This window comes from Bosea sp. 29B, assembly GCF_902506165.1.
In the GTDB taxonomy this organism is placed as follows: domain Bacteria; phylum Pseudomonadota; class Alphaproteobacteria; order Rhizobiales; family Beijerinckiaceae; genus Allobosea.
The window spans coordinates 1786950-1803194 of record NZ_LR733817.1; the positions used below are offsets into that span (position 1 = coordinate 1786950).

A 16245-nucleotide genomic window follows, 5' to 3' on the forward strand; every position below is an offset into this window, starting at 1 on the left:
TCCGCCAGAGGCCGCCGGCAAGGCGGCGTGACAGAGGGAGGTGAACATGAAGACGCAGATCGGTTTGGCGGCGCTGCTGGCGGCACTGTCGACGGGCGCCATCGCCCAGAACTTCAACGATCCCGCCGAGTTCGAGCGCCAGAAGGGCCTGCTCACGGTCGCCCCGCAAGGTCCCGACGGCAAGCCCTGGGAGCAGAATCTCGGCGGCGAGAAGGTCGATACCGCCAAGTACAAGAAGCCCGGCCCCTACAAGCTCTGCTTCTCCAATGCCGGCGTGAACAATCCCTGGCGCGTCGTCGGCTTCACCAACATGCAGGCCGAGGTCGACGCCAACAAGGCCGACATCGCCTCGTTCACCCATGCCGATGCCGAGGGCAAGGACGACAAGCAGATCTCGGACATCAACGCCTTCGTCAACAGCGGCCAGTGCGACGCGCTGATCGTCTCGCCGAACACCACGGCGGCGCTGACGCCCGCAGTCGAGGCGGCCGCCAAGAAGCTGCCGGTCGTGGTCTTCGACCGCGGCGTCGACAGCAAGGCGCCGGTCACCTTCATCAACCCGATCGGCGGCTACGGCTTCGGCATCCAGGGCGCGAGCTTCATCGCCGAGAAGATCCCGGCCGGCGGCGCGGTGCTGGCTTTGCGCATCCTGCCGGGCGTCGACGTGCTGGAGAACCGCTGGGCGGCGGCCGAGCGCATCTTCAAGGAGAAGGGCATCAAGGTCGTCGGCGCCGAATTCACCAATGGCGACAACGCCAAGACCAAGGCGATCGTCGAGGACTACATCAATCGCTTCGGCAAGATCGACGGCGTCTGGATGGATGCCGGGGCGACCGCGGTCGCGGCGCTCGAGGCCTTCGAGGATGCCGGCAAGCCCTATCCGGTGATCAATGGCGAGGACCAGCAGGACTTCCTACAGAAGTGGAAGAAGAACAAGCTCACTGCGATCGCGCCGACCTACCCGACCTATCAGTGGCGCACACCGGTGATCGCGGCGATCCGCATCCTCAAGGGCGAGCCGGTCGTTGGCCCGACCTGGAAGCTGCCACAGCCGGCGATCACGGCCGAGAACCTCGACAAGTTCGTCAACGACAAGATGCCGCCGCTGCACTATGCGCTCTGCGGCTGCGAGCAGATGACGAACTATCCGGCCCGCTGGGGCGGCAAGTAGCTCGGCAAAGTAACGACAACCTCGGGCGCCCGCGTGATGCGGGCGCCACCCCTGCCCTACCGGCAGTGATTGCGGCATGATGGGCGTCCCGCCGATTCGCTGCCGACTTTCCAGATCATTGGCCTTGCAAGACGTACCCACAGCCGCTCCGACCATCGCCGAAGTCGCCCGCCTCGCCGGCGTCTCGACCGCGACGGTGTCGCGCGCTTTGGCCCAGCCGGATAAGGTCAAGGCGCGGACCCGCGAGCGCGTGCTCGACGCGGTCAAGGCGATCGGTTTCATTCCCAATGCACAGGCGCGCAATCTCCGCCTCCAGGCAACGCGCACCGTGATCCTGCTGGTGCGCGACATCAGCAACCCGTTCTATCTCGAGATCTACAAGGGCGTCGAAGAGGCGGCGATCGATGCCGGCTACAAGGTGCTGATGGGCGATGCCCGCGACGATGACGAGCGCATCCTGCGCTATGTCGACATGGTCAGGGAGCGCCATGCCGACGGGCTGATCCTGATGGTCGGCCGCTTCCCCGAGGCCCTCGCCAAGCGCAGCCGCCTGCCGCCCATCGTCGTCGCGCTGGAGATGCTGCCTGGGCTCAATCTGCCAACGGTCAAGGTCGACAACCACGCTGCGGCACGCGCCGCAGTTGCCCATCTCGCCAGGCTCGGCCATCGCCGCATCGCCCATATCGCCGGACCTATGCCGGATCCGATGAGCCTCGACCGCCGCGACGGCTATCTCGCCGGCCTCGCCGATGCCGGCATTCCGGCCGACCCGGACCTCGTCGTCGAGGGCGATTTCGGCCTCGCCGCCGGCCGCGCCGCGATCCGCACGCTCGATGCAAGAGGCGTCGATTACACCGCCATCTTCGCCGCCAGCGACCAGATGGCGGTCGGCGCGATGGGCGAGCTGCGCGCCCGCGGCCGCAACGTCCCAGACGATGTCTCTGTCGTTGGCTTCGACGACATCGTGCTGGCCGAGGCGGTCGAGCCGCAGCTCACCACCATCCACCAGCCACGCCGCGAGATCGGCCAGGCGGCGATGAAGCTGCTGATCGAACAGCTCTCGGGCGGCGGTGCCCCTCCCGATCTCGTGCTGCCGACCCGGCTGGTCGAGCGTGGCTCGGCAGCCGCGCCGCCCAAGCGAACCGATCGGACCCGGTAGCAGCTCCTCAGGCTGCTGCGGCCGCCGTTGCGCGCCGCGCCATCGCCGCCGCAACCGTCTTCTCCAGATCGGCCTGCCAGAACGGCTTGTTCAGCCGCAGCACGCCGGCTCCACCTCCCGCCGGCAGATCGGCATAGCCGGTTGCGAGAATGACCGGCAGGGCCGGCCAGCGCTCTCCGACCTCGGCGATCAATTGCGCACCGGTCATCTGCGGCATGGCATGGTCGGTGATCAGCAGGTCGATCTCTTCGCCACCTGCCAGGATCGTCAACGCCTCGCGGGCCGAGCTGGCCTCGATCACCTTGTGGCCGAGATCCTCGAGCAGCGCCGTCGTATTCATCAGTACGAGCGCATCGTCATCGACCGCGAGCACGGTGAGCGGACGTGGCGCCATGACGGTCTCCGTTTTCGCCTCGACAGGCAATTGCACAGACTCGGCCGTTGCGGACGCGGCAGCGACCGGCAGCCAGATCTCCACAGTCGTCCCGTCTCCCGGGCAGCTGTGCAGCTGCAAACGGCCGCCAAGCTGCTCGGCCATGCCGTGCACCATCGAGAGGCCGAGCCCCGTGCCCTTGCCGACGCCCTTGGTGGTGAAGAAGGGCTCGGTCGCGTGGGCGAGCGTCTTTGCATCCATGCCGCTGCCGGTGTCGGCAACCAAGAGCCGGATATAGTCGCCATCCGGCAAGCCGCTCCGATGGCCTCGGGCGACGGTCTCGTTCCTGGCCCCGACCCGCAGCACGCCGCCTTCCGGCATGGCGTCGCGCGCATTGACGGCGAGATTGAGCACCGCGGTTTCGAGCTGGTTGGGATCGGCCGCGGCCATGGCGAGATCGGCGGGAAAATCCGTCTCGATCCCGATCAACGGCCCCAGCGAGCGCTGCAGGAGATCGCCCATCTCGGCGACAAGCACCTCGACCGCGACCGGCTGGAGCGCCAGCTCCTGCTTGCGGGCGAAGGAGAGCATGCGCTGCGTCAGGGAGATGCCCCGGCTCGCCCCCTTGATCGCATTGTCGATCAGATTGAGCTGGCGCTCATCGCCGATCTGGCGGCGGACCAGCTCGAGGCTGCCCATGACGGCGGTGAGCAGATTGTTGAAATCATGCGCCACGCCGCCGGTGAGTTGGCCGAGCGCCTCGATCTTCTGCGCCTGGAACAATGCCTCCCTCGCAGCATCGAGCTCGGCCTCGACCTTGCGGCGGTCGGTCAGGTCGCGGGTGATCTTGGCAAAGCCGATGATCTCGCCGGCATCGTCTCGAATCGGATCCATCACGACATGCGCCCAGAACGCTTCGCCGTTCTTGCGCAGGCGCCAGCCCTCCTTCTCGAAACTGCCCTTGTCGATCGCCGTCTGCAAGGCGCGCTCGGGCTCGCCATTGGCCCGATCCTCCGGGCGATAGAACAACGAGAAATGCCGACCGACGATCTCATCAGGGCAATAGCCCTTGATCCGCTGCGCTCCGGCATTCCAGTTCGTGACCACGCCATCGCGATCGATCATGTAGATCGCGTAGTCGGTGACGCCCTGGACCAGCAGGCGGAAACGCTCCTCGCTGCGCCGCAACGCCTGATCCGCCTCCCTGCGCTCGGTCAAATCGCGCGTGACCTTGGCGTAACCCAGCACGCGGCCGGTTGCCGGGTTGAGAATCGGATCGATGACGACATGGGCCCAGAAGCGGGTGCCATCCTTGCGGACGCGCCAGCCTTCCTTCTCGAAGCGGCCCTCCTCCGCAGCCTGACGCAAGGCGCGCTCCGGCAAGCCGGCAGCGTGATCCTCCTCGGTGTAGAAGCGCGAGAAGGACTGGCCGATGATCTCGTGGTCCTCATAGCCCTTGAAGCGCCGGGCGCCCGGGTTCCAGCTGATCACGGTTCCCTGCGGATCGAGCATGTAGATCGCGTAGTCCGTGACGGACTCCACCAGCAATCGATAACGCTCGGCGGTCACCGGACCTTCCGCAATCTCAGGCACGTTTGGAACCTTGGCATGTGACATGTCGAACGCGCTGAACGCGGCGTTGCGCAAAAGGTTCCGGGTGGGACGAAGAAAAATTGACCTAGGGTCAACGACCCGGTTTCGGCGAGACCAGGATCGCGCCTGAAGCCGCGACGACAAGCACGAGCCCGAGCCAGTCGCTGGCCGCCGGTCTCTCGCCGAGAAGCAGCACGGAGCCGAGCGCGCCGACGGCCGGAACCATCAGCGTTCCCAGGCTGGCGATGCCGGCCGGAAGCCGGGCGATCACGGTGAACCAGAGGAAATAAGCGAGCGCCTGCGCGCCGAGGATATGGAAGGTCAGTGCCGCCGCAACCGGCGGCGACAGGGCCTTCGGGACCGGAATGCCCTCGAAGGTGAGCATGCCGATGCCGGCCGCCGCGCCGCCGATCAGCAATTGCCAGGCGGCGATCGACAGCGTCGGCGCCGCGACCGGCCAGCGCTTGGTGACGATGGTACCGAGCGCCCAGCTCAGACTGGCGAGCAAGGCGAGCCCGAGTCCCGGCGACAATTGCCCGGCCTGGATCAATGGCAGGCCGAGGCAGAGCAGTCCGGCGATGCCGAGCCCCAGGCCGATCAGCCGCGCCCGGTCGAAGCGCTCGCCCAGCACAGGCCAGGCCATCAGCGTCGCCCAGACCGGCATGGTGAAGGTCAGGATCGCGGCCCGCGAGGTCGGCGCCATCAATTGCGCGAAGGCGAGCAGGATGTTGAAGGCGGCGATCGAGAGGATGCCGGCGACGATCAGCCTCGGCCAGTGCGCCGTGGGCACCTTGAGACTGACGCCCCGCGCCAGAGCGACCGCGACCAGAGCGAGGCCAGCGAAGGTCATGCCGCCGGCCCGCAAGGTCCAGGGCGCGATCTCGGTCAGCGAGATCCGGACCGCCGGCCAGTTGAAGCCCCAGAGCAGCCCGAGCAGCGGGACGAGCAGGAGCGAGCGGGCAGAAGCTTGCGGCATGGCGCGACTATGCGGGAGGATGCGTTGGCGGCGTCATGTGATTTCAGTGGAGGCTGGATGCACGACGGGCGTGCACCCGGCCTGCCCCCTTCAGCCAGCAACTGGCTCGACGCCGCACCATTCGGCGACGAAGAGCGCCATCGTGCCGGTGATGCGCTTCAGCGACGCCAGGCTGACGCGCTCGTCGAAGGCGTGGATGTTCTGCGAGATCGGCCCGTAGCAGAGCGCCGGCACCTTGTCGTAGAGGGCATAGACTCGGGTATCGAGATAGCCGGGGGTCATGAAGCTCTTCAGTGCCTTGCCGGTCGAGCCTTGATGGGCGCGGCCGAGCACGGCCTCGGCCTCGCTGCCGGGTTCGAGCACATAGCCCTCGGACCAGAAGCCGTTGAAGACGACCTTGGGCGGGTTGTTCGAGAGGAAGCTGTCGGAGCGCGCGAAGGCCAGCACCTTGGCCTCGATGCGCTGGCCGAGCTCCTCGGCCGACATGCCGGGATAAAGCCCGATGCGGCAATCGACCCTGCACCAGCACGGCACGGAGGAAGCCCAGTCACCGCCCTCGATCTTGCCGATGTTGAGGTTGATCGGGTGAGCAATGTCCTCGAAATGCTTGCGGCCATGCTTCTCGCGATTGAGCGCCGCCTCAAGCTCGCGCAGCGCGCCGATGACGCGATAGGCCGCGTCGATCGCGTTCGCGCCGGCCGCCATCTCGCGCACATGCATCGGCACGCCGCGGACCTCGAACTGGAACCAGAGCACGCCCGTGTTGGCCCGGACCAGCATCTCCTCTTCCGGCTCGGGGATCAGCACCGCATCGGCCTCGTAGCCGCGCAAATGCGTCATCAGCGCGCCATTGCCGGTCGATTCCTCCTCGACCACCGACTGGACGTAGACGGTTCCCGCCGGCTGCAGGCCGATGCGCCGGAGCGCATCGAGGCAATAGAGATTGGCAGCGCCACCGGCCTTCATGTCGGCGCCGCCGCGGCCGTAGAGCCAGTCGCCGTCGATCACGGGATCGAAGGGCGGATGCGTCCAGAGCTCGGCCGGGCCGGTCGGCACCACGTCGACATGAGACTGCAGGATCAGCGAGCGGCCCTTCTCCTCGCGCGGGTGGTGGATGCCGACGACGATCGGTGCGTCCGAATGCGTGTCCGAAAACGGCGCGCCGCCGGGGTGGCGGCCGATCGCCTCGCGGTCCATCGGGAAGCGGTCCATGGTGAAGCCGCGCTGCTTCAAGGCGCGGAAGATGAAATCCTGGACGGTGTGCTCGTCACCGCGGGTCGAGGGAAAGCGGATCATCTCCTGGGTGAAGGCGATCTGCTCGGCAAAGCCCGCTTCGACGGAAGCGAGAATGCGGTCGCGCAAGGCGGGATCGAGCGGCATGTGAGGGTCTCCGGCAGTCCTAGGGTTACGCCGTCATGCTCGCCCTTGTGGCGAGCATCCACGTCTTGGACACGGCCTGCGCCCAACGAAGGCGTGGATGGTCGGGACAGGCCCGACCATGACGAGGTGTGGTCACCGCCCGAACCGCTCCCCACCCGGGACGGCGGCGAGCAATTGGCGGGTGTAGTCGTGCTGGGGAGCGGCGAAGAGCGCGGCGGTCGGACCGCTCTCGACGATCCGACCGCGCTGCATCACCGCGATCTTGTCGCAGATCTGGGCGGCGACGCGCAGGTCGTGGGTGACGAACAGGATGGCGAGACCGAGCCGCTGCTGAATGTCCTTGATCAGCTTGAGGATCTGCGCCTGCACGGAGACGTCGAGCGCCGAGACCGCCTCGTCCGCGACGAGCACGTCGGGTTCGAGGGCGAGAGCCCGGGCAATGCCGATGCGCTGGCGCTGGCCGCCGGAGAACTCGTGCGGGTAGCGGTCGATCGCATTGGCGGAGAGCCCGACCAGCTCGAGCAATTCCCTAGCCCGCGCCAGCGCGTCCTTGCGCGAGACGCCATGCGCGACCGGACCGTCCGAGATGATCCGGCCGACGGTCTGGCGCGGATTGAGCGAGGCGAACGGGTCCTGGAAGACCATCTGGATACGCTTGCGATGCGGGCGCAGCGCCGCGACGCTGAGGTCGGTGATGATGAGATCACCGAGAGTGATGCGGCCGGAATCCGGCTCGATCAGGCGCAGGCAGCAGCGCCCGACCGTCGACTTGCCCGAACCGGATTCGCCGACGAGCCCGAGCGTCTCGCCCCGCGCCAGCGTGAAGCTGACATCGTCGGCTGCCCTCACTTCGCGGCCGGGCCGGAAAAAGGCGCGCTTGCGATAGACCTTGCCGAGCTTTTCGACAGTGAGCACCGGCTTGCTCTCCGGCAGCGGCGGCCGCTCCGGCGGCGTCAACGAAGGGACGGCGGCGAGCAGCTTCTGCGTATAGGGATGAACAGGCGAGCCCAGCACCTGATCGACGGTGCCCTCCTCGACCAGCACGCCCTTCTCCAGTACGGCGATGCGGTCGGCGATCTCTGCGACGACGCCCATGTCGTGGGTGATGAACAGCACCGCGGTGCCGTGCTTGTGGCGGAGATTGTCGATCAGCTTGAGGATCTGCGCCTGCGTGGTGACGTCGAGCGCGGTGGTCGGCTCGTCGGCGATCAGCAGCTTGGGTTCGAGCGCGAGCGCCATCGCGATCATCACGCGCTGGCGCTGACCGCCGGAGAGCTCGTGCGGATAGGCGCGCGCCAGTCGCTCGGGCTCGGGCAGACCAACCTCGGTCAGCAGCGCGACGGCTCTCGCATAGCGCTCCGGCTTGCTCAGCAGCTTATGCGCTTCGAAGGTCTCGACGATCTGGTCGGCGACGCGCATGACCGGGTTGAGCGAGGTCATCGGCTCCTGGAAGATCATGCCGACCTCACGGCCGCGCACGTCCTGCATCGCGTCTTCCGACAGCGCCAGCAGGTCGCGGCCAGCGAGCTTGATCGCACCCGCGACCGGCTTCACCGCCTTGGGCAAGAGCCCCATCACGGCATGGGCGATCATCGACTTGCCGGAGCCGGACTCGCCGACGACGCAGAGCGTCTCGCCGGCGGCGATGCGAAGCGTCGCATCCTCGACCGCATAGGGGCGGTCGGCCATGACAGGCAGAGCGAGCTTCAGCCCTTCGATCGAGAGAACGGGGTCGGCCATCATTCCCTCTCCCGGGCGAGGCGCGGGTTCAGCGCATCGTTCAGCCCTTCGCCAGCAAGATTGAGCGCCAGCACGGTCAGGAAGATCGCGACGCCCGGAAAGAAGCTGATCCACCAGGCGTCGAGCAGGCGGGTGCGCCCGGCGCCGACCATGTAGCCCCAGCTCATCAGGTTGGGATCGCCGAGGCCGAGGAAGGAGAGCGAGGATTCGAGCAGGATCGCCGAGCCGATCATCAGCGAGCCCATGACGATGATCGGTGCGATCGTGTTGGGCAGGACCTGGCTCCAGATGATCCGCGCGGTCGGCTGACCGATGGTGATCGCGGCCTGGACATATTCGCGCGTCTTCAGCGAGAGCACTTCGCCGCGCACCAGCCGCGCCACCGGCGGCCAGCTCACCACGCCGATCGCGAGCACGATCGAGCCGAGCTTGGGCTGCAGGATCGCGACCAGGACGATCGCGAGCGCGAAAGAGGGGATGGTCTGGAAGAACTCGGTGAAGCGCATCAGCGCATCGTCGATGAAGCCGCCGGCATAGCCGGCGATGGCGCCGAGCGGCACGCCGATCAGCAGCGCGACAATCGTCGAGACCAGCCCGATCGTCAGCGAGACGCGGGCGCCATGTGCCAGGCCGGAGGCGATGTCGCGTCCCAGCGTATCGGTGCCAAGCGGGAAGCGGTCCATGACGAAGGGGGCGAGGAAGGGCCGCGCCACCGTGCGCCAGGGCGATTGCGGATAGAGCGAGGGCGCGAGGATGGCGAAGAGCACCACCGCGATCAGGATGGCAAGGCCGATCAGGGCGCCGCGATTGCGGGAAAAGCGCTTGAGGAAGCTCATGACACCGCCTCGATGCGCGGATCGGCCAGCCGGTAGACGATATCGGTCAGGATGTTGAAGCCGACGACCATGGCCGAGGAAATGAAGAAGACGCCGAGCAGCACCGAATAGTCGCGCTGCACAAGGGCATCGAACATCAGGCGGCCGATGCCGGGCCAAGCGAAGACGGTCTCGGTGAGCACGGCGCCACCAACGAGCTGGCCAGCCTGCAAGCCCGCCAGGGTCACCACCGGCAGGATGGCGTTGCGGGCGACATGGCGACGCGAGATCACGCCGGGGCTGAGCCCCTTGGCGCGGGCCGTCTTGACGAAATCGGCGCCGGCGACCTCGAGCATCGAGGCCCGCATCATCCTGGCGTAGAGCGCAGTGAAGAACAGGCCGAGCGTCAGGGCCGGCAGGACGAGATGGCTGGCGATGTCGAGCGCGCGGGCGAGCCCGGTATAGTTCGCGCCGATGCTCTCATAGCCGACATTGGGCACGAGGCCGAGTTTCAGCGAGAAGACGATCTGGCTCATCAGCGCGACCCAGAACAGCGGCGTTGCATAGAAGACCAGCGCCAGCGTGGTGATGACGCTGTCCTGCCAGCGACCGGCGCGACGGGCGGCAAGCGCGCCCATCAGCGTGCCGAGGCCCAGCGAGACGATGAAGGCGGCGCCGGTCAGCAGCAGCGTCGCAGGCAGGCGGTCGAGGATCAGGCTCAGCACGCTCTGCTGCTGGCGATAGCTGAAGCCGAGATCGAAGGTCAGATAGCCCTTGAGATAGACCCAAAGCTGGGTGAGCAGCGGCTGGTCGAGGCCGAAGCGCTCGCGCAACTGGATCAGCAATTGCTCGTCGGCAGCGCCGGCCTCGCCGGCCAGCACCTGCGCCGGATCGCCCGGCGCAGCCCGGATCAGGAAGAAGTTCAGCACCGCGATGGCGAAGAGGACGACGATCCCCTTCGCGAGCCGGCCGGCGAGGAATTGCGCGAGGTTCATTCAGGCTCCGCTGGCGTCATTCTCGGGCGAAGCGAAGCGCAGACCCGAGAATCTCTTGCAGGAGATGCTCGGGTCAGGCCCGAGCATGACGTGATCCTATCGGATCACATCACTCCTTCCAGGCATCACGGAAGCCGTCGTCGACGCCGACGCCGGTGGTGACGAGGTTCTTGACGTTGCAGCGATAGATGGTCGGGAAATCCATCTCCAGCAGCCAGAGCACCGGCAGTTCGTCGGCCAGGAGCTTCTGCACTTTCGTGTAAAGCTCCTGTCGCGCGCTGTCCGTCGGCGCGATCGCCGCCTCGGCGAAGAGCTTGTCGACCTCGGGATTCGAGTAGCCGCCGACATTGGCGAAGGGGTTGCCCTTGGCGATGTTGCTGGTGATGTAGCTGCGCGCCACGCCCATGGCGGGGTCGCCGAGCTGGTAGAGGAAGTTGAAGTTGAGGTCGAAGTCCCAGTTGCTGGCCTTCTGGGTCCAGCCCGGCACGTCGGTGTTCTCGACCTGCACCTTGACCCCGACATCCTCGAGGTTCTGCTTGATCGCCTCGGTCCAGCGGGTCCAGGTCTCGCCATAGGGCAGGTTGAGCAGGCGGATCGTCTCGCCCTTGTAGCCGGAGGCCTTGATCAGCTCCTTCGCCTTGGCCGGATCGAAGGCGTATTTCGGCACGTCCGCCGAATAGAACTTGGTCTTCGACGAGATCGGGCCGGTCGGCAGCTTGCCGAGCCCGCCCCAGACCACCTCGCGGCCGAATTCGCGGTCGATCGCGTACATCAGCCCTTGGCGGAACTGCTTGTTGCCCAAAATGCCGTTGCGGACGTTCGGCGTCAGCCAGGCATGGGGGGCGAACATCTCCCAGCCCTTGGTGGTCATGCAGGTGTTGGGCAGCTTGGCGAGGCGGGCGACGTCGTAGACGTCGACCGAGCCGCCGGTCAGCACGTCGACCTTGCCGGTCTCGTAGGCGACGGCGCGCGCCGCCGCGTCCGGGATGATCTGCCAGTAGATCTCGTCGAGATTCGGCTTGCCCTTCAGCCAGTAGTTCTCGTTCTTGACGAGGTGGATGTAGGAGCCCTTCTTCCACTCCTTCAGCTTGAACGGGCCGGTGCCGATCGGCGTGTTGTTGGCCGGATTGGCGCGATAATCGGTGCCGTCATAGATGTGCTTCGGGATCATCGGCGCGGAGGCGACCTCCTGCGTCATGATCAGCGGGCCGAAGGGCTGCTTCAGCGTGATCTTCACGGTGAGGTCGTCGACCTTCTCGATCTTCTCGACCTGGGCGTTGACGATCGGACGCCAGCGCGGATGGACCTCGCGCAGGAACTTGTCGAGGGTGAAGACGACGTCGTCGGCCGTGAACGGCTTGCCGTCATGCCAGGTCACACCCTCCTGCAGCTTGAAGGTGTAGACCTTGGCGTCGGGAGAGATCTCCCAGCTCTTGGCGAGAGAGGGCTGCGGCTCGAGCTTCTCGTTATAGCGCAGCAGCGACTCGTAGATGTTGCCGGCGACCATGTTGGTCGGGCCGTTCTGGTTGAGCCCCTGCATCAACATCGGCGGCTCGGGTTGGACGACGACGTGGACCGTGCCGCCCTTCTTCGGTTCCTGAGCCTGCGCTACGCCGAGCGCCAGGACGGAGGCGGCGAGCGCCAGGCCAAATCTCAATCCGGTCATCGTCGTTCTCCGTTCCCAGCGCCGAGGTCCGCGGCATGCAGCGGCCCAGGCGTCCCCGTTTTTCGTTCACCAGCCAGCTCAGGCCGATCGCACCCGATCAGGCGTCCATTGGCAAGCTCCGCCGCAATGAAAGCGAGAGACAAATTCCGTGTCAAGGATTGACATGCCGTGTTATTAGGCGACACGCTCAGCAAACGAACATGGCGTACCCTTCAGCTGCGATGAACCAGAAAGACGAGGACAGGGCCGCACAACTGCCGCCGGGCGTGCCGATCGTCCGAGCCGTCGACCGTGCGATCGCCTTGCTCAGGGCCTTCCGCCCGGAGCATCCGCGGCTCGGCCTCAGTGAGCTGGCCCGGCAGGTCGGCCTCGACAAGGGCACGACGCGACGTCTGCTGTTGACCTTGCAGCTCAACGAACTCGTCGAATACGACGAGCATTCGCAGAGCTATGCGCTGGCCGTCGGACTGATCGAGCTCGGCAGCGCGGTGACGACCGGCCGCGAACTGCGCGACATCGCCGGCCCCTATCTGACCGAGATCGCCGAGAAGACCGGCGCCACCGCCTTCCTCTGGGTCCATATCGCCGGGCGAGGGCTCTGCGTCGATCGCGTGCGCGCCTCGCTGCCGCATGTCGACGCCACCTGGTTCGCCGTCGGCGCGCAGGCGCCCTTGAACTGCGGCGGCGGCCCGCGCGTGCTGCTGGCCTATCTCGACGACGAGCAGCGCCGGCTGGCCCTCTCGCTCGATCTGCCCAAGCGCGCGCCGGCGAGCCAGACTGATCCCAGGCTGCTCTGGCGCGAGGCCGAGCGCATCCGCGCCCAGGGATGGGAGCTGGCGGCCGATGATTTCTTCATCGGCCTGACCGGCGTCGGCGTGCCGATCTTCGACCGCTCGGGCGCGCTCGCCGGCGCGCTCAGCATCTCCTCGCTGACCTCGATCGTCGCGCCACAAGGGCGCCCGGTGCATCTCGACGCGCTGCGCGACGCCGCGGCGCGGATCGGAGGACGCGTCCTGCCGGATTGAGGCTAGCGCTCGATCCGGGTCGAGAGGATGATCGACGACATGGTGCGCTCGACGCCTTCGAGCCCGCCGATCCGATCGATCAGCCCGTCGAGCTCACCGATCGAGGGCGCGACCACCACAGCGATCATGTCGAACTGGCCGCTGATCGAATGCAGCGTCCTGATCTCGGGGATGCGGCGCAGTTCCGTCTCGACGCGCGCCGCAAGCTTCGGCAGGGCGGTGATCAGGACATGCGCCTTGACCTGGCCCTTCTCGTAATCCTCCGAAAGCCGCGCGGTGTAGCCGGCGATGACGCCGCGACGCTCCAGCCGCTCGATCCGGCTCTGCACCGTCGTGCGTGACAGACCAAGCTTGCGGCCGAGCTCGGCCACCGGAGCGCGGGCGTTCTCGGTGAGCAGGGTCAGGAGATGGCGATCTGTCGGGTCTATCGGCATAGCGCCGAAAGCTTACGGCGTTTCGCTGAAAAATCCCATATGAATCGTCGTGTCGCCGGCTTCTATCCGACGAAGCCTTCGGTGAATCTGTCCTTCAGAAACAGATTCATCGGGGGAACCATGAAAAACGTGGTCGTCATCGGCGCCGGCAAGATCGGCGCAACCATCGCCGACCTGCTCGGCGCAACCGGGGATTACCGCGTGGTGATCGCCGACCGCTCCAACGAACAGCTCGCCGCGATCAAGACCAGCCCGACGATCTCGACCCGCCGGGTCGACATCACCGATGCCGCCGAGCTCGCTCAGATCCTGAACGGCGCCTTCGCCGTGCTCTCGGCCGCCCCTTACGACCTGACGACGCGCATCGCCGAGGCCGCCGCCGCCCAGGGCGTGCACTATCTCGACCTGACCGAGGACGTCGCCTCGACCCGCCGCGTCAAGGAGCTCGCGCTGACCGCCAAGGCGGCGCTGATTCCGCAATGCGGGCTTGCGCCAGGCTTCATCTCGATCGTCGCCGCCGATCTCGCTAGGGATTTCGACCAGCTCGACAGCCTGAAGCTGCGCGTCGGCGCGCTGCCGCAGTACCCGTCGAACGCGCTGAACTACAACCTGACCTGGAGCACGGACGGCGTCATCAACGAGTATTGCGAGCCCTGCGAAGCGGTCGTCAACGGCGAGCGCGTGCTGGTGCCGGCGATGGAAGAACGCGAGGAGTTTTCGCTCGACGGCATCACCTACGAGGCCTTCAACACCTCGGGCGGGCTCGGCACGCTCTGCGACACGCTCGCCGGCAAGGTGCGCACGCTGAACTACCGCACCATCCGCTATCCCGGCCATTGCGCGATCATGAAGGCGCTGCTGCAGGATCTGCGCCTCAGCGAGCGTCGCGATGTGCTGAAAGACATCTTTGAGAACGCCCTGCCGAGCACGCTGCAGGACGTGGTCGTGATCTTCGTCACCGCCAGCGGCCGCCTCAACGGGCGCCTGACCCAGCAGACCTATGCCAACAAGGTCTACAGCGCCGTGGTCGGCGGCGTGATGCGCAGCGCCATCCAGATCACCACGGCCTCGGGCATCTGCGCCGTGCTCGACCTGCTCGCCGAGGGCAAGCTGCCGCAGAAGGGCTTCGTCAAGCAGGAGGATATCGGCTTCGACGCCTTCCTCGCCAACCGCTTCGGCCGCGCCTATGCCCGGCCCGAGGATCTCGGCCACGCCCCCGGCGAGACCCACGCGGCCCGCGCCGCCTGAATTCGCGCCAAGCATATTCGCCCCTGCCCCGCAAGCGGGCCGATGTGAGGGGACGCATGAACGGGTCCGGGCTGGCAAACGCCCGGACCCACGCTACAAAACAAAAAATGGTTCCATAGGGAACGTTTTCGGGGAAACGATCGCACGATGGCCAGACGCGTCCTGATCGCGGAATTCATGCACGAGACGAACACCTTCAGTGTTCAGCTCACCGATGAGGCGGTGTTCCGCCATCACGGCGTCTTCCGCGACAATGAGGTTCCCGCCGCCTTCCAGGGCACGCGGACCTCGATGGGCGCCGCCTTCGAAGCCGCCGAGAAATTCGGCTGGAGCCTCGTCCACCCGCTGGTCACCGGAGCCAACCCGTCAGGCCGCGTCACCGACGCGGCTTTTGACGTCTTCGCCGGCATGATCCTCGCCGCTTGCGACCGGCTCGACGGCGTGCTGCTGCACCTGCACGGCGCGATGGCGACGGAAAGCTCTGATGATGGCGAGGGCGAATTGCTCAAGCGCATCCGCACCAAGATAGGGCCGGACGTTCCCGTCGTCGCGATCCTCGACCTGCACGCGACGCTGACGCAGCTCATGGCCGACAACGCCAATGCGCTGATCTCCTACCGGACCTATCCGCATATCGACCAGTATGAACGGACCTGGCAGGGCGCCGAACTGCTGGAGCGGGCGATGCGGGGCGAGATCAGGCCGCGCGTCGCGGTGGCGCGCCGGCCGATCCTCTACGCGCTCGATGGCGGGCGCACGACCTCGCCGCCCTTCATGGAGCTGCTGCGCCGCGGCGACGCGTTGGAGGCGGCGGGCGAGGCGCTCGTCGTCAGCGTCCAGGCCGGCTTCTCCTCGGCCGATGTGCACGATATCGGCCCCTCCATCGCCGTCACCCATGACGATCGCGGCAAGGCGCAAGCCATCGCCGAGGAGCTGATGGACTATGCCTGGGAGCAGCGGCACTTCTCCTCGATCCACTTCACTCCGCTGAAGGAGGCGATGGCCAGGGCCAAGGCCGGCGAAGGCAGGCTCGGCCCCGAGGCCGGCGGCAAGCCGCTGGTGATCTCCGACTATTCCGACAATCCAGGCTCAGGCGCCTATGGCGATGCAACCAACTTGCTGCGCGCTGTGCTCGAGGCCGGCCTCAGGAATGTCGGCTTCCATGCGATCCGTGATCCCGAGGCCGCGCTCGCGGCGCAGGCGGCTGGCGTCGGCAACCGCGTCAGACTGAAGCTCGGCGGTAAGGTCGACCCGAATACCGGCGGCGGCCCGCTCGAGCTCGACGCTCATGTCGTGGCGCTGACCGACGGGCACTTCATCTGCTACGGGCCGATGGCCGGCGGCGTCTGGCGCAATTACGGCCTCTCGGCGCTGCTGCGGGTCGACGATGTCGAGATCATCGTCATCACCCATAACGGCCAGGCGACCGACCTTGCCCAGTTCACCTCGCTGGGCGTCGAGCCCACGCGGAAATCGACCGTCATCGTCAAGTCGATGCAGCATTTCCGCGCCGCCTTCGAGCCGATCGCCCGCGAGGTGATCGAGGTCGACACCGGCGCGCTCTCGACCAAGAACTTCAAGGAGCGCCCCTACAAGAAGGTGCGCCGCCCGATCTTCCCGCTCGACGACATCTGAGCGGGATTAAAGATCACGACCGGCCGAAAGCGCCG

13 protein-coding genes are annotated in these 16245 nt (G+C 66.7%); 5 read left to right on the top strand and 8 right to left on the bottom strand.

Annotation, left to right across the window (positions count from 1 at the left end):
* Positions 1-46: 46 nt before the first annotated feature.
* Positions 47-1171 (top strand): substrate-binding domain-containing protein, encoded by a 1125-nt coding sequence (locus GV161_RS08675; protein WP_152015090.1) that lies wholly within the window; start codon positions 47-49, stop codon positions 1169-1171.
* A 124-nt stretch (positions 1172-1295) separates the two neighbouring features.
* Positions 1296-2330, top strand: coding sequence for a LacI family DNA-binding transcriptional regulator (locus GV161_RS08680; RefSeq protein WP_244624123.1), 1035 nt, complete (start codon positions 1296-1298; stop codon positions 2328-2330).
* 7 nt (positions 2331-2337) lie between these two features.
* On the opposite strand, the gene GV161_RS08685 is transcribed toward GV161_RS08680, so the two are convergent.
* The 7 genes from GV161_RS08685 to GV161_RS08715 all read right to left on the bottom strand — a co-directional run bounded on the left by GV161_RS08685 (position 2338) and on the right by GV161_RS08715 (position 11868).
* Positions 2338-4272, bottom strand: a complete 1935-nt coding sequence (locus GV161_RS08685) for a PAS domain S-box protein (protein ID WP_280179053.1) — start codon at positions 4270-4272, stop codon at positions 2338-2340.
* A gap of 115 nt (positions 4273-4387) precedes the next feature.
* Positions 4388-5272, bottom strand: coding sequence for a DMT family transporter (locus GV161_RS08690; protein ID WP_152015088.1), 885 nt, complete (start codon positions 5270-5272; stop codon positions 4388-4390).
* Between the two features lie 90 nt (positions 5273-5362).
* On the bottom strand, positions 5363-6652 hold the full coding sequence (locus GV161_RS08695) for an ArgE/DapE family deacylase (protein WP_152015087.1): 1290 nt from the start codon (positions 6650-6652) through the stop codon (positions 5363-5365).
* 132 nt (positions 6653-6784) lie between these two features.
* On the bottom strand, positions 6785-8392 hold the full coding sequence (locus GV161_RS08700; RefSeq protein WP_152015086.1) for an ABC transporter ATP-binding protein: 1608 nt from the start codon (positions 8390-8392) through the stop codon (positions 6785-6787).
* Positions 8392-9228, bottom strand: coding sequence for an ABC transporter permease (locus GV161_RS08705; protein WP_152015085.1), 837 nt, complete (start codon positions 9226-9228; stop codon positions 8392-8394). Before GV161_RS08705 ends, GV161_RS08700 begins: the two co-directional genes overlap by 1 nt.
* Entirely contained in the window at positions 9225-10202 is a 978-nt protein-coding gene (locus GV161_RS08710) for an ABC transporter permease (RefSeq protein WP_152015084.1), read from the bottom strand. The genes GV161_RS08705 and GV161_RS08710 overlap by 4 nt, the downstream gene beginning before the upstream one ends.
* Positions 10203-10311: 109 nt before the next feature.
* Positions 10312-11868, bottom strand: coding sequence for an ABC transporter substrate-binding protein (locus GV161_RS08715; RefSeq protein ID WP_152015083.1), 1557 nt, complete (start codon positions 11866-11868; stop codon positions 10312-10314).
* Positions 11869-12068: 200 nt separating this feature from the next.
* Between GV161_RS08715 and GV161_RS08720 the strand changes: the two genes are divergently transcribed.
* Entirely contained in the window at positions 12069-12893 is an 825-nt protein-coding gene (locus tag GV161_RS08720) for an IclR family transcriptional regulator (protein WP_201303016.1), read from the top strand.
* Between the two features lie 2 nt (positions 12894-12895).
* Here the strand turns inward: GV161_RS08720 and GV161_RS08725 are convergent, their stop codons facing one another.
* The gene (locus GV161_RS08725; protein ID WP_152015082.1) at positions 12896-13327 is read right to left on the bottom strand and encodes an Lrp/AsnC family transcriptional regulator; all 432 of its coding nucleotides are present in this window, start codon (positions 13325-13327) and stop codon (positions 12896-12898) included.
* 120 nt (positions 13328-13447) lie between these two features.
* Between GV161_RS08725 and GV161_RS08730 the strand changes: the two genes are divergently transcribed.
* A complete protein-coding gene (locus tag GV161_RS08730; protein WP_152015081.1) occupies positions 13448-14575 on the top strand; it encodes a saccharopine dehydrogenase family protein in 1128 nt (375 codons plus the stop codon).
* A gap of 147 nt (positions 14576-14722) precedes the next feature.
* Complete coding sequence (locus GV161_RS08735) at positions 14723-16210, top strand: M81 family metallopeptidase (protein WP_152015080.1); 1488 nt, start codon at positions 14723-14725, stop codon at positions 16208-16210.
* The last annotated feature ends 35 nt before the right edge of the window (positions 16211-16245 follow it).

Coding starts and splice junctions, on each gene's coding strand:
- GV161_RS08675 (WP_152015090.1), top strand. CDS start 47: ATGAAGACGCAGATCGGTTTGGCGGCGCTGCTGGCGGCACTGTCGACG.
- GV161_RS08690 (WP_152015088.1), bottom strand. CDS start 5,272: ATGCCGCAAGCTTCTGCCCGCTCGCTCCTGCTCGTCCCGCTGCTCGGG.
- GV161_RS08695 (WP_152015087.1), bottom strand. CDS start 6,652: ATGCCGCTCGATCCCGCCTTGCGCGACCGCATTCTCGCTTCCGTCGAA.
- GV161_RS08700 (WP_152015086.1), bottom strand. CDS start 8,392: ATGGCCGACCCCGTTCTCTCGATCGAAGGGCTGAAGCTCGCTCTGCCT.
- GV161_RS08705 (WP_152015085.1), bottom strand. CDS start 9,228: ATGAGCTTCCTCAAGCGCTTTTCCCGCAATCGCGGCGCCCTGATCGGC.
- GV161_RS08710 (WP_152015084.1), bottom strand. CDS start 10,202: ATGAACCTCGCGCAATTCCTCGCCGGCCGGCTCGCGAAGGGGATCGTC.
- GV161_RS08715 (WP_152015083.1), bottom strand. CDS start 11,868: ATGACCGGATTGAGATTTGGCCTGGCGCTCGCCGCCTCCGTCCTGGCG.
- GV161_RS08720 (WP_201303016.1), top strand. CDS start 12,069: ATGGCGTACCCTTCAGCTGCGATGAACCAGAAAGACGAGGACAGGGCC.
- GV161_RS08725 (WP_152015082.1), bottom strand. CDS start 13,327: ATGCCGATAGACCCGACAGATCGCCATCTCCTGACCCTGCTCACCGAG.
- GV161_RS08730 (WP_152015081.1), top strand. CDS start 13,448: ATGAAAAACGTGGTCGTCATCGGCGCCGGCAAGATCGGCGCAACCATC.
- GV161_RS08735 (WP_152015080.1), top strand. CDS start 14,723: ATGGCCAGACGCGTCCTGATCGCGGAATTCATGCACGAGACGAACACC.